Source organism: Blastococcus sp. SYSU DS1024 (assembly GCF_054050795.1).
In genome coordinates this window covers 171,823-185,257 of record NZ_JBJHAA010000005.1, presented here as the reverse complement: position 1 = coordinate 185,257, position 13,435 = coordinate 171,823, and the positions used below count along the sequence as shown (strand labels likewise).

At 74.7% G+C, this 13,435-nt stretch carries 10 protein-coding genes; 3 read left to right on the top strand and 7 right to left on the bottom strand.

Annotated features, from left to right (window positions below; genetic code table 11):
* Window positions 1-35: 35 nt before the first annotated feature.
* The 7 genes from ACI79S_RS07020 to ACI79S_RS06990 form a co-directional block, all read right to left on the bottom strand.
* Window positions 36-2,792: a helix-turn-helix transcriptional regulator gene (locus ACI79S_RS07020; protein ID WP_456592722.1), complete on the bottom strand. Its 2,757-nt coding sequence runs from the start codon at window positions 2,790-2,792 to the stop codon at window positions 36-38.
* Between the two features lie 255 nt (window positions 2,793-3,047).
* Window positions 3,048-3,389 (bottom strand): hypothetical protein, encoded by a 342-nt coding sequence (locus ACI79S_RS07015; protein ID WP_456592721.1) that lies wholly within the window; start codon window positions 3,387-3,389, stop codon window positions 3,048-3,050.
* 81 nt (window positions 3,390-3,470) lie between these two features.
* Window positions 3,471-4,565 (bottom strand): sensor histidine kinase, encoded by a 1,095-nt coding sequence (locus tag ACI79S_RS07010; RefSeq protein WP_456592720.1) that lies wholly within the window; start codon window positions 4,563-4,565, stop codon window positions 3,471-3,473.
* Window positions 4,562-5,263: a response regulator transcription factor gene (locus ACI79S_RS07005; RefSeq protein WP_456592719.1), complete on the bottom strand. Its 702-nt coding sequence runs from the start codon at window positions 5,261-5,263 to the stop codon at window positions 4,562-4,564. The genes ACI79S_RS07010 and ACI79S_RS07005 overlap by 4 nt, the downstream gene beginning before the upstream one ends.
* 147 nt (window positions 5,264-5,410) lie before the next feature.
* The gene (locus ACI79S_RS07000) at window positions 5,411-6,484 is read right to left on the bottom strand and encodes a VanZ family protein (protein WP_456592718.1); all 1,074 of its coding nucleotides are present in this window, start codon (window positions 6,482-6,484) and stop codon (window positions 5,411-5,413) included.
* A gap of 328 nt (window positions 6,485-6,812) precedes the next feature.
* Window positions 6,813-7,001 (bottom strand): hypothetical protein, encoded by a 189-nt coding sequence (locus tag ACI79S_RS06995; RefSeq protein ID WP_456592717.1) that lies wholly within the window; start codon window positions 6,999-7,001, stop codon window positions 6,813-6,815.
* A 361-nt stretch (window positions 7,002-7,362) separates the two neighbouring features.
* Entirely contained in the window at window positions 7,363-7,716 is a 354-nt protein-coding gene (locus ACI79S_RS06990; RefSeq protein WP_456592716.1) for a nuclear transport factor 2 family protein, read from the bottom strand.
* 78 nt (window positions 7,717-7,794) lie between these two features.
* On the opposite strand from ACI79S_RS06990, the gene ACI79S_RS06985 reads away from it, so the two are divergent.
* The 3 genes from ACI79S_RS06985 to ACI79S_RS06975 all read left to right on the top strand — a co-directional run bounded on the left by ACI79S_RS06985 (window position 7,795) and on the right by ACI79S_RS06975 (window position 13,303).
* The gene (locus ACI79S_RS06985) at window positions 7,795-8,592 is read left to right on the top strand and encodes a MerR family transcriptional regulator (RefSeq protein WP_456592715.1); all 798 of its coding nucleotides are present in this window, start codon (window positions 7,795-7,797) and stop codon (window positions 8,590-8,592) included.
* A 102-nt stretch (window positions 8,593-8,694) separates the two neighbouring features.
* Window positions 8,695-11,253 carry an ATP-binding protein gene (locus ACI79S_RS06980; protein ID WP_456592714.1) on the top strand — a complete coding sequence of 853 codons (2,559 nt, stop codon included), beginning with the start codon at window positions 8,695-8,697 and terminating at the stop codon, window positions 11,251-11,253.
* A 754-nt stretch (window positions 11,254-12,007) separates the two neighbouring features.
* The gene (locus tag ACI79S_RS06975) at window positions 12,008-13,303 is read left to right on the top strand and encodes an acyl-CoA dehydrogenase family protein (protein WP_456592713.1); all 1,296 of its coding nucleotides are present in this window, start codon (window positions 12,008-12,010) and stop codon (window positions 13,301-13,303) included.
* The last annotated feature ends 132 nt before the right edge of the window (window positions 13,304-13,435 follow it).

Below are 13,435 nucleotides of genomic sequence, written 5' to 3'. Positions count from 1 at the left end.
CGTACGATGACCGCTCCCGCCGGCCGGGGGCGGGATCAGTCTCCGACCGGACCCAGGACGTCGCGGAGCTGGGCCCGGCTGGTGACCCCCACCTTCGGGTAGATGCGGTAGAGGTGCGCCCCGATCGTCCGGTGCGAGAGGTAGACCCGGTCGGCGATCCCCTTGTTGGTCAGACCGCTGGCGGCCAGGCGGGCGATCTGGAGTTCCTGCGGCGTGAGCACCTGGGCCGGGTCGATCCTGACCGAGGGCGTGCTGCGGCTGGGGACCACCCCCGCCGCGCGCAGCTCCGCGGCCGCCAGCTCCGCCCAGGGCACCGCGCCCTCGGTGTCGAACACGTGCAGCGCCTCCGCGAGGTGCCCGCGAGCCGTCACCACCTGACCGTGCCGGCGGAGCCACTCGCCCCACGCCAGCCGGCTCCGGGCGAGTTCCAGCGGCGAGCCCGCCCGCTGACCGGTCTCGACGGCGGCCTCGAAGCACTCCACGGCCTCCGCGCCGGGAGCCAGCAGGGCACGGCTGCGGTGCACCAGGGCCTGGAGGTGCGTCGAGCGCAGCGCCGCGGCGACGCGCTCGGCGTCGGCGACGACCGGTTCGACCGTCGCGGCGGCACCGGAACGGACGGCGGCCTCGGTCAGGTCCCCCACGGCCAGCAGCGCGGTGCTGGGGTGGACCGACACGTCGCGCAGCGCCGGCAGCGCCTCTTCGTACCGGCGGCGGCCGAGGGCTCCCAGCCCGGCCGCCCAGGCGACCAGCGCGCGGACCAGCGCCGAGGGCTGCTCGCCCGAGAGCTCGAGGGCGCGGGCGCCGGCGCGGGCCGCTGCCTCGTCCGCACCCGACCAGGCGTGCCCCCGCGCGGCGGCGGCCGCCGCGAGGCCGGCCAGGACCGGCAGGTCGAGTTCCCTGGCCAGCTGTTCTCCGTGCGCCGAGTCGGCGAGCCCTTCGGCGAGTCGGCCGCTCGCCAGCCGGAGAGCACCGCGCCCGGTGAAGACCTGCGCCTCGTCGCTGAGCACGCCCGTGCCGCCGCGGAAGAACATGGCGCCGAGGTCCCACAGGCTGGAGGCCGCCGCGAGGTCCTGGATCGCCTCGGCCATGCGCGCGGCCGCGAGCACCAGCTCGCTGCTACCGGGGTGGTTCTCGGTGCGGTCGGTGTAGGCGTAGTCGGAGACGAAGCCGGTGAGCCCGGGCAGCGCCGCGCGGGCGCGGGCCGCGTGGGCGGCGGGGTCCACGAGGGCCAGCCCGATGGCGACCATGGGGTCCCGACCTTCCGGGTCGACCGCGCTCAGGGCGTCGGCGAGCCCGCTCCTCGCCGGCTCGTCCACCCCCTGGACCCAGGCCCACGCCGCGGCCCCGACCAGCACCTGCGCTCGCTGCCTCGGGTGCTCGTCGCCGCTGCTGCCCGCCAGCCCCTCCGCCAGCGCAACGGCTTCGCCGGCGGTGCGGACGGGCGTGCCCGCCGTGACGCCGAGCATCACCTCGGTGGAGGCGACCGTGGCGACGACGTCCGCGGTGGTCGCGAGGGGCAGCGCCTCCTCCAGCAGCTGGACGGCGTCGCACGCCCTGCCGCCCTGGCGGGCGGCGACGGCCGCCGCGATCAGCCGACGTGCCCGGGCCTCGGTCTCCGCCGAGAGCGCCGCGGCGCGGCGCAGCGTGACGACGGCGTCGGGCCGCGCCCCCCGCTGCAGGGACCGCCGAGCCGCCGCCTCCAGCTCGGCGGCGATCGTCTCGTCCGGCGCGAAGGCGAGCGCCGCGCGGTGCCAGGCCGCGCGGCCCGGGTCCGGCGTCGCCGCCGCCAGTGCTGCGTGGGCCGCCGCGCGGTCGGACCAGGTCGCCGCGCCACGGACGGCCGAGCGGAGCAGCGGATGGCGGAAGCGCACGCGCTCCCCCACCAGCGTGACAGCGCCGGCCTCCTCAGCCGGTGCCAGGTCCTCGGGCGTCAGGTCGAGCAGGCGCCCGGCGGCCACGAGCTCGGGCAGCGTCTCGACGTCCGCGACCGCGGCGAGGAGCAGGAACCGACGGCTGGCCTCGGGCAGGGCGTCGACCCCGGCGAGGAGGGCCCGCTCGAGGCGCGCGGTGGTCGGCAGCGGGCCCGCCGGGGCCGGACCGCCGTCCCGGGCGCTCACGGCGGCGGCGAACTCGCGCACGGCCAGCGGGTTCCCGGCGGCCTCGGTGAGGATCCGCCGCCGGTCCTGCTCGCCGAGCCGGTGCGGGAGACCGGCCAGCAACAGGGCGGCCTCCTCCTCGTCGAGGGGGCCCAGGTGCAGCCGCGTGACCTGGGTGGAGGGCAGCGGGGTGGGTTCGCCGGACTCGGCGCGAACCGTCGCCACCATCAGGATCGGGGCGTTGCTGAGCCGGCGGGCGACGAACTCGAGGGCCTCGCCGCTGGACCTGTCCAGCCACTGCAGGTCCTCCACCACCACGAGCAGCCGCTGCCGGTGCGCGACCTCCTCCAGCAGGCCCAGGACGGCGAGGTGGATGAGCAGTCGGTCCGCGGGTCCGTCGGACTCCCCGAAGGCGGAGCGCAGGGCGGCCCGCTGGCGCGCCGGCAGTGCCGCGACGGCGTCGAGCACCGGGCGGAGCAGTTCGTGCAGGCCGGCGAACCCGGCCGTCGCCTCGCTCTGCACCCCGGTGCAGCGAAGCTCGCGGAAGCCGGCGTGGCGGGCCTGCGCCGACAGCGCCGCCACGAGGGTGGTCTTGCCGATACCGGCCTCGCCCGAGACGACGGCGGCCCGGCCTCCGGCGAACACCGAGTCCAGCATCGCCGTCAGCACGGCCAGCTGCTCGGTCCGTCCGATCACGATCCGCTCACCCCCGTGCGTTCCCGGCCCTGCACATGCGATCTATGCACGCCGTGCCGTGGGCGGGCAATGCTGATCTCCGCCCTCCTCCGCTCACGCGGTGTGGACCGCCCGGGCCGCAGAAGGCTCTGCCCGTGCCGATTCCCGCGACGGCCCCCGTCTCGGTCGCGACCTCTTCCGCGACGACGTCCACCCCCGTCTCCGGGACGCCGTCGTCGACGGTGGGGCAGGCCCGAGCCGGTCGTCAGGGTGCGATCACCAGCTCCGTGATGAGGTCGCCGTCCACCACGAAGCGGTAGCGGAGGTCGACGACGCCACCGGGGAAGTCGCCCTCCAGGTCCTTGGTGGCGACCGGTGCGCGGCGCCGGCGCGCTCCGCGCCGACGAGGGTGCTCGCGTACGTGGCCCCGGCTCCGGCCCTGGACAGGAAGCCGCGGATCTCCTCGGTCCCGCGGTAGGTCGTGCCGTCGTCGACGACCACGGCGGTGGGCGAGGAGGCGGGCAGCGCGCTGTCCACGTCGCGGGCGTCGTGCGCGGCGAGGTGACCGCGGATCGTGGCCGGGAGCTGATCGGGCGGGGTGCTGTCGGGTTCGGCCATGCACCGACGGTGCGGTCTCCCGACGGGGGACGGTCAAGACTCGAACTCTCCCCCCGGGAGAGGGTGCACGGCGCCGGTCCGTCAGGTCCCGGGGGCGGGAAACGCCACGCGCACCCGCAGGCCACCGTCCGGCGGCGCGGCCAGAGCCAGGTCCGCCCCGTGGAGCTCGGCGACCCGGGCCACGATGGCCAGCCCGAGCCCGCTGCCCGGAGGTACGGGGTGGTCGCCCCCGGAGGTGCCGGCGGATGTCCGACCCTCGCCGCGCACGAAGGGCTCGGTCAAGGTGGCCAGCAGCTGCGGCGGGACGACCGGGCCGGTGTTGACCACCAGCAGCTCGGCCCGGCCGTCGGCGGCCGTGCCGGTGCTGACCTCGACGCGCCCGCCCGGGCCGCTGTTGTGGCGCACCCCGTTGAGCACCAGGTTGGCCACCAACTGCCGGACCAGGCCCTGGACACCGTCCAGGTCCCCCTCCCCCAGCTGCGCCTCGACGGCGATCCCGGCCGGCTGGGCCAACGTGGTCACGTCCGCGAGGACGTCGGCGGTGACCTCGGCGAGGTCGACGGGGGTGCGTGGCGGGTTCCGCCCCTGGTCGAGGGCGGCGAGCGAGAGCAGCGCCTCCACGGTCTCCATGCCGCGGCGGTTGGTCGCGTCGAGCCGGCGCAGCAGCCGCTCGACGTCCACGCCCGCCGGGTCGGCGAGCGCCACGTCGAGCATCGCGCGTTCCACGGCGTACGGCGTGCGCAGCTCGTGCGAGGCGTTGGCGGCGAAGCGGCGGTGCTCCTCCACGGCGGCCCGGAGCCGGTCGAGCATCGTGTCGAAGGTGTCGGCCAGTTCGCGGAACTCGTCGCGGGGGCCCCGCAGGTGCACCCGGTGCTCCAGCGAGCCGGCCGCGACCTGCCGTGCGACGGCGTGGATCAGGTGCAGCGGGCGGAGCATCCGGCCGGCGAGGAACCAGCCCCCGACCAGCCCGATCAGCAGCAGCACGCCGAGCCCCGCGAGCGCCCGTGGCCACAGCGCGGCCAGCAGGTCGTTGCGGTCCGGGACGAAGCCGCCCGCCCCGGTGAGGTTGCCCTCGGGCACGAACCAGATGACCGAGACCAGCACCGCCACCAGCGCCAGTCCGGCGACGAGCAGGAAGCCGGCGTAGCTGAGGGTCAGCCGCAGCCGGGCGCTCACCGGCGGCCGGAGCCGGTCGAGCCGTCGTCGCCGTCCGTCGGTGCGCCCACCCGGTAGCCGCTGCCCGGCACGGTGTGGATGACCCACGGGTCGCCGAGGCGCTTGCGCAGGGAGGAGATGGTGATGCGGACGGCGTTGGTGAACGGATCGGCGTTCTCGTCCCACGCCCGCTCCAGCAGCGACTCGGCGCTGACCACCCCGCCCCGCGCGGTCATCAGCACCTCCAGCACCGCGAACTGCTTGCGGGTCAGGCCCACGTAGCGGCCGTCGCGGTAGACCTCCCTGCGGAAGGGATCGAGGGTCAGGCCGGCGAACTCCAGCACCGGCGGGGCGCCGTCGACCGGGCGACGGCCCAGCGCGCGCAGGCGCACCACGAGCTCACGCATCGCGAAGGGCTTGGTGAGGTAGTCGTCCGCGCCCAGCTCGAAGCCGCGGACCTTCTCCTCGAGCCGGTCGGCAGCAGTCAACATGAGGATCCTGCTCCGGTGGCCGTCGGCGACGATCCGCCGGGCGACCTCGTCCCCGGAGGTCCCTGGCAGGTCGCGGTCGAGCACGACCACGTCGTAGCTGTTGACGGCCAGGCTCTCGAGCGCGCTGTCCCCGTCGAGCACCACGTCGGCGGCGATGGCCTCCAGCCGCAGGCCGTCCCGGATGGCGTCGGCCAGGTAGGGCTCGTCCTCCGCGATCAGCACCCGCACGAGAGCAGCGTAGGGAGCGCAACGTATCGGCGGTGTATGCGAGAGATTCCCACGTGGACGGGGGAACGTGCCGCGGCGATCACGCGCCTCGGCGGCGAGCTGCCGGGCCGCGACCACGCTGGCCGGCTCGTGGGCGGGCGGCACCGATCAGGCGCCGCTGGCGTCGGGTGCCGGCGCGGGGCACTCGCCGCCGCGCTCGACGGCGAGCTCGAAGTGCCACAGCTCGTTGGCGTACGTCTGGCAGAGGCCGTAGTCCGCCCCGTGCTGAGCCAGCCAGCTCATCGCGTCCGTCGGGCCGATGTCGACCGCTCGGCCTGTAACGTGCTCGGACTCGTCCGGGCCCAGGACGTACGCCCGGGCTGCCTCCGGGCTGCCGTACCGGGCGACCGCCGCCTCGAAGAGCCACCGCTGGTAGGCGGCGCTGCGCCATCCACTGGACACGTGGAGGTCCACCCCGTCGGCGGCCGCGTCCCGGGCGGCGTCCTGGACGGCCGTGCGCAGCTCGTCGTCCAGGCCGGTGATCGCCGGGACGTCGGCGAACGGGGAGAGCTGCTCGCCCTCGGGGACCAGCCCGTCGGCGACGGTCGGGGCTCCCCCGCCCGGTGTCGGCGCACCCGGTGCCGGCGCGTCGGCGGACCCGTCCGATGGGGCTGCCGAGCACCCGGTGGTCCCTGCCACGAGCACGGAGACGCAGCCCAGCGCGACGCGCAGCCCGCGCCGGGGCCGTCGCTGCGCACGTCGCGACCGGGCCGCCAGGTGCACCCGGACGAGCGCGACTCCCAACGCCGTGCCGACCGCGTTGGCGGCGACGTCCACCACGTCGGGGATGCGTCCGGGCAGCGTGATCTGCGCCAGCTCGAGGAGCGCCGACGCCGCGGCCCCGAGGACCAGCGGCAGCAGCGGCCCCGAGCGCCGGAGGACCCACGCGGCGAGCGCACCCACCGGGACGAACAGCAGCACGTTCGCCAGCACCTCGACCGGGCGCCGGGGAACGGTGTCCAGCCAGGGTGCGAGCAGTGCTTCGACGCCGGCCAGCACGGTCCGGCGGGCACCAGCGACGGCCTCGGCCGGACCGAGCGTAACGCCCACGACGGCGAGGACCACCGCGGCGGCCACGAGCACCGGCAGGCCTGGACGGCGGCCCCTCGGTCGGCCCGGAACCGGCGCCCGGGGCGTCGCGCCCGCTCCGCCGGCAGGTGGACGGTGGTGGGTGGTCGTCATCGTCGAACTCCTCTGCGCCGGGCTGACCGGCGCGGACTCGGTGCGGGTGGACGGACCCCAGTGCAGTCGGCCGGTCGTTGCCACGGCGTCTCCGATTCCGCATACGCCCACGACATGCGCGCGGCGGCTGTCGCCGACGTGTCGATGCCTGCGAACGCGCGCTCGACCGGTCTCGGTCATCGAGCGCCGGCGGGAGACCGGTCTGCGCCGTGCGCCGAGCGCCCACCCGGTAGCACGTCACCGCCCGGGCCGCGCTGGGCCGGGCCTGGCGCACCGCGGTGTCCCCGGAGAGGACCTGCTCACGAAGCGAGAGGTCACTCCCGGTGGGTCACCGCCCCGCCCCGTCCCGCCCGACCGGGTGCCGCCGTCGGGCGGCCCGGACACGGGCGGCCGACAGGAGGCGGTCGTCGCCGTCGCGGAGCTGCCGTCGCTCCGCGGCCAGCTGGCGGACGGCGATGAGCGAGGCCGGCTCCCTGCGCTGCGAGATCGTGGTCGGGTCGTCCCGGTGCGAGGTCATGTCGGGAACGCTCGCCGCGCGCCGGGGCGCGCACATCCGTCGGATGACCGGTCGTCGGCCTGCGCCCCCCGCTCGCGAGGCGAGGACCGCCCCGGTAGACGCCTCAGCCGTGGCTGGTCCAGCCGCGCGCTCCTCACCGGCGGGCTGACCGGAAAGCGCACCGAGCCCGGTCACATGACGGATGCGGAGCCGGCCCGCCCTCGTCGAGCATCGTCCCCCTCACCTCGTCCGACGGACTCCTCCGGTCCGCGGACGCCGACGGAATCGAGGAGGCCCCACCATGAGCACGGCCACCGACGACGACATCGGGACGTTCTACGGGGACCGGGGCGCCGGAGGCGTGACTGCCCCGACCCGGTCGTCACGGCGCGATGACGAGTTCGGCGATGCGGTCGCCGTCCATCGTGAAGCGGTAGCGGAGATCGACGACGCCCCCCGGGAAGTCGCCCTCCAGGTGGTTGACGGCGATCCAGTGCGCCTCGTCGACGCGCTGGGCACCGACGAGCGCGGTGGTGTACGTGAACTCCGCTCCGGCCCTGGAGAGGAAGCGCTGGATCTCCTCGGTCCCGCGGTAGGTCCTGCCCTCGTCGACGACCACCGCGGTGGGCGTGAAGGCGCGCAGCGCGGTGTCCGCGTCGCGGGACTCGTGCGCAGCGAGGTAACCGCGGATCGTGGCGGGGAGCTGATCGGGCCGGATGCTGGTCGTCTCGGTCATGCCCCGACCGTGCGGCCTCCCGGCACGGGAGGGTCAAGCGCTGGGCTCTCCCCCCGGGAGAGGGTGCAGAGTGCACCCGTGCTTGCGATCGGCGAGTTCTCCCGGCTGACCCACCTGAGCGTGCGCACCCTGCGCCGGTACCACGACGCAGGCCTGCTGGAACCGGCGACGGTGGACCCCGCGAGCGGCTACCGGTACTACACCGCGGAGCAGATCCCGACCGCACAGGTCATCCACCGCCTGCGCGAGCTCGACGTCCCGCTTCCCGACGTCCAGCGGATCCTGCGCTCCCCGGACCCGCACACCCGCGCCGGCCTCGTCGCCGACCACCTGCTGCGGCTGGAGTCCGAACTCGAGCGCACGCGGGCAGCGGTCGCCTCGCTGCGCCGGCTGCTGCGTCCGGAGCCGGCCCCGCTGCAGGTGGAGCTGCGCTCGGTCGCGGCCACGACGGTGGCGGCCGTGGAGGACGAGGTGGCGCACGACGAGGTCCTCGCCTGGTACGCGGGGGCCATGGCCGAGCTCGACGCGGCGGTCGAGGGACCGACCGGCGCCCCGGGCACGCTGTGCGACAACGCCCTGTTCGAGCGCGGCCGCGGGCACGTGCTCGTGTACCTGCCGACCGCTCACCCCCCGCGCCAGGGCCGGGTGCACCCGGTGACCCTGCCGGCCGTCGAGCTGGCCGTCACCACCCACGTCGGGGAGCACGACGACATCGACGTCACCTACGGCGAACTGGGCGCCTGGGTGGTGGCCAACGCTCTGGCGGTGGCCGGGCCGGTGCGGGAGACCTACCTGGTCGGCCCGCGCGACACGGCCGATCCGTCGGCCTGGCGGACGGAGATCGGCTGGCCGGTCTTCCGCGTCGCGCCGCGCTGATGGTCGCTGCCCGTCCCTGATCCACGTTCCACGTTCCACGTTCCACGAGAGGCCTGCCCCATGCCGGGCATCCGGACACCAGACCAGCGGCTCCGCGTCTTCGTGAGCTCGACCCTGGGCGAGCTGGCGGCCGAGCGCCGAGCCGTCTCCCGCGCCATCGCTGCGCTGCGACTCACCTCCGTGATGTTCGAGGCGGGCGCGCACGTGCGCCCGCCCGGCGAGGTGTACCGGGCCTACCTGGCGCAGAGCGACGTCTTCCTCGGCATCTACTGGGAGCGGTACGGCCAGCTCGTCCCGGGCCTGGACGTCTCCGGTCTGGAGGAGGAGTTCGACCTCTCCCGGGGGATGCCGCGGCTGCTGTACCTGAAGGCACCCGCTCCCGACCGCGATCCGCGCCTGCACCAGCTGGTCCGCCGGATCCAGCAGGAGGCGACCTACCGTCGGTTCCGGACCCCCGCCGAACTGGGCCGGCTGGTCCGTGACGACCTCGCCCAGCTGCTGAGCGAGCGGTTCACCGCAGCGGCGGCGCTACCCGCTGCGCCGGCCACTCCGTCAGAACGTGCCGTCCCCCGGTCCGTCCTGGCCCCCGCCCCCCTCCCGGTGAGCACGACATCGCTCGTCGGCCGGCAACAGGCCGTCGAGGACGTCGCGGACCTGCTCTCACGTCCCGGCCGACGGTGGGTCACCCTCACCGGACCGGGCGGGATCGGCAAGACCCGCCTGGCGCTGGCCACCGCCGAGCGGCTGCGCGAACGGTTCCACGCCGGCACCGTCTTCGTCCCGCTCGCGGAGCTGATCGACCCCGCCGCCGTCGTGGGGCGCATCGGCTGGGCACTGGGCGCCGACCTCGCCGGTGCGACCTCGCCGGTGCCCGCCCTGGCCGACCTCCTCGGGAACGACCGGTGGCTGCTCGTCCTCGACAACCTCGAGCGCCTGGTCGCGGCCGGCCCGGAACTGGCCGAGCTGCTGACCCGGTGCCCCGGCCTCGCGGTGCTCGCGACCAGCCGGACCGTCCTGGGGCTGCAGGCCGAGCAGGCGTACCCGGTTCCCCCGCTGCCGGTCCCGGAGACCTCGGACCTGCCGGACGTCGCGGAGAACCCCGCGGTGCGGCTGTTCCTGGAGCGCGCCCGGGCGGTACGGCCCGACTTCGAGCTGACAGCGGATGGCGCCCACGCCGTGGTGGAGATCTGCCGCCGTCTGGAGGGCCTGCCGCTGGCCATCGAACTGGCCGCCGCCCGCGTGCAGCTCCTCGATCCGGGCACCGTGCTGAGCCGGCTCTCCCGTTCCCTCGACACGCTGGGTACGGGCACGCCCGATCACCCGGAGCGGCAGCGCACCCTCAGGGCGGCGGTGGAGTGGAGCATCGGCATGCTCGACGACGCCGAGCGGTCGCTGCTCGAGGTGCTGGCGGTGTTCGCCGACGGCTGGAGCCTGGCGGCCGCCGCCCACGTGGCCGACCTCGACGAGGACCGGGCGCTGGACCTGACCGAGAGCCTGGCCCGCCACAGCCTCATCCACGTCGCTGCGAGGCCCACGGGGCCGCGCCCCCGGATGCTGCACCCCGTGCGCGCCTTCGTCGCCGAACGGCTGGCGGCGCGGTCCGACGTCGACGAGGTGCGTCGCCGCCACGCCGAGCACTACCGCGCGCTCGCCGAGAGCGCCGATCGGCCGCTGCGCGGCTTCCGCCAGCGGGCGTGCGCCGAGATCCTCGTCCGGGAGAGCGACAACATCGTGACCGCGGTGCGCTGGCACCTCGCCCACGATCCGGCACCGCTCCCCCGCCTGTTCCGGGTGCTGTCGCCGTTCCGGGTCCTCTGGCCGTTCCTGGGCCTCGGGGACATGATCATCGGCGAGGCTCGCTCCTGGGTGGCCGAGCTGCTGCCGACCGAGGACGCCCTGCCTGCAGCCTCGCGGGCGGAGCTGCTGAGCACGGCCCTGGTCTCCGCCCTGGAGGTCGGCGACGCGACGGCCGTCCGGGCGACCGGCGAGCGGCTGGCCGCGCTGCTCGGCGAGGTCGAGGACCCGTACCTGGACGCCGTGTCGCGACTGCTCCTCTCCTGGGCCGCGGCACTCGTCCGCGACCTGGACGGCGCCCGGAGGGGGTTGCGCACCGCCCTCGACCGGCTGCGCAGTCTCGACGAGCCGATGTGGACAGGGTTGGCGTTCGTCACCGCCGGATCCGTGGAGGCCGCCCTCGGCGATTCCGACGACGCCCTGCGCCACGCCACCGAGGCGCAGCATCTGGCGGGTCGCTTCGACACTCCCTGGTTGGCTGCCGTCTCGAGGGTGGTCCTGGCCGGACTCGCGATGGGCCGAGGCGATCTCGACGAGGCCCGCGCTCTCCTCGGCGAGGCACTCGACCTCAGCGAGTCCGGGCACAGCACGCACTGCCTCTGCCTGGCGCTGGCAGGGACATCCGCGCTGTCCCTCGCCGACGGGGCCGACGAGCGGGCCGGGCTGCTCGCCGGTGCGACCGACGGCCTGCGCCGTCGCGCGGGACTGCAGGTGTACGCGTCGATGCGCGGGGACGGCGACCTGGCGGACGCAGTGCGCGCGGCGACTGGTCCTGCACGGTTCGACGAGCTGTTCGCCGCGGGGAGCCGACTGGCCGTGGCGGAGGTCCTCGACCTCGCCCGTGACAGCCTGGTTCCGGGCGAGTGACGACCTCAGCCAACGGGTTGGAACCGTGTGCGCATGCAGCGAGTCGCCCTCGGACACACGATCACTGGCTCACGCCAGTGCTGCGCGTACAGGGCGCCACGGCGTGGGCGCCCTGTGGTCGTTCGTGGAGGGTCCCGCCGACCCTGGCTGGCGCCGAGCGTCCATCGCTCGGGGGACGGCCCGTTGTCCTCGTCCCACGCCTGTGCGGCGGCGAGCAACTGGCCGTGCCTCACCCGGATCGGCACGCTGTAGCCGTTGAAGTCATAGGGCGCCTCCTCCCCTGACCCCGGACCGACCCGCACCGATTCGAGGGACAGGTGCACACGCACAACGAGGGTCTCGCCCTCTCGCGCCGATGCTGAACCCGAGGTTGACTCCGGTGAAGACGAGCAGCTCCTCCGAGTCCTCGCTGGGAGCCTCGACCACCGGGACGCCCGCCTGCGGCCACCCGGAGCCAGTCCTCGATCTCCCACGCCTCCCACGTGGCGAGGTAGGGGTCGTCGAACTGCCTGGACTCCCCCGCTGCAGCATCTCAGGCCTGCGAATCGCCTGGCTGCCACGCCGGCGTAGGCGCGGCAGGCGTCGGTGGAGGAACCTCCCTCGCTCGAGGAGTTCGACCGGTTCGAGCGGCGACCACCCGCTATGCCACGCTCGGGGTCCCGTTCTGCCGGGAACCTGACGTCGCTGCGCTTCTCGCGGCGCTCCCGCTGAGGATCCCCCGGCCGCCGCACGTTCCAGCTGAGAGAGGCACTTGATGCAGACCGCTGAGCCAACGGAGCTGTTCGACCTGCGCATGAGCGAGGAGGCTCGGCCGCTCTTCGACCGCGTCGTCCGGTTCCTCGAGGACGTCGTCGCGCCGATGCAGGAGGAGTACTTCCGGCTCGGCGAGGGACGCGCCGACCCGTGGACGTACGCCCCGGGTCAGCTCGAGGCGCTCGAGGCGGCCAAGGACAAGGCCAAGGCGGCCGGGCTGTGGAACTTCTTCCTGCCCAACTCCGAGGTCGGCGGCCTGACCAACCTCGACTACGCCTACATCGCCGTCGAGCTCGGCAAGTACCCGCTCGGCTCCGAGACGCTCAACTGCTCGGCCCCCGACACCGGCAACATGGAGGTGCTCGAGCGCGTCGGGACCCCCGAGCAGAAGGCCCAGTGGCTCGCGCCCCTCCTCAACGGCGAGATCCGTTCGGCCTACGCCATGACCGAGCCCGACGTGGCCAGCTCCGACGCCAAGAACGTCCGGCTCCAGGCGGTGCGCGACGGAGACGAGTACGTCCTCAACGGCGAGAAGTACTACATCTCCGGGGCCGGAGACCCTCGCTGCAAGATCATGATCGTCATGTGCCAGACGAATCCCGACGCGCCGGTGCATGCGCAGCAGTCGCAGATCCTGGTGCCGATGGACACCCCCGGCGTCGAGGTGCTCGGCCCGATGCGCGTGTTCGGCCGCGACGACGCCCCCCACGGCCACATGCACATCCGGTTCACCGACGTGCGCGTGCCCGCCTCCAACATGCTCCTCGGCGAGGGCCGCGGCTTCGAGATCAGCCAGGTGCGCCTGGGGCCCGGGCGCATCCACCACTGCATGCGCGCCATCGGCCAGGGCGAGAAGGCGCTCGAACTGATGATCCGCCGGGGCAAGTTCCGGGAGGCGTTCGGCAAGCCCATCCTGAACCTCGGCAAGAACATGGAGACGGTGTCGCGGGCGCGCATCGAGCTCGATGCCTGCCGGCTCATGGTGCTGAAGGCCGCCAAGGCGATGGACGTGCTCGGCAACGCCCAGGCCCGCGTCTACGTCTCGGCGGTGAAGGCGATGGTGCCGGAGAAGGTGTGCCAGATCATCGACCAGGCCATCCAGATCCACGGCGCCACCGGGGTGTCGCAGTGGACGCCGCTGGCCGACATGTACACCAGCCAGCGCACCCTCCGCCTGGCCGACGGACCCGACGAGGTGCACCACTTCGTCGTCGCCCGCCACGAGGCCGGTCGCTACGCCGAACCCGCCCCCGGTCGCACCGAGGCCCTCGGCGACGGCGTCTTCGCCGGCCCCTGAGCGAGCGGAGGCCCGGGAGCGCAGCCTCCCGGGCCTCAGACCGCGGCCTTGCGGTGGGACCTGGGCGCACTCGCTTCGCGGCAAGCGCGCCGACGACCGACCCGGAACGACGAAGTCCTCTCGGTCGCCGGC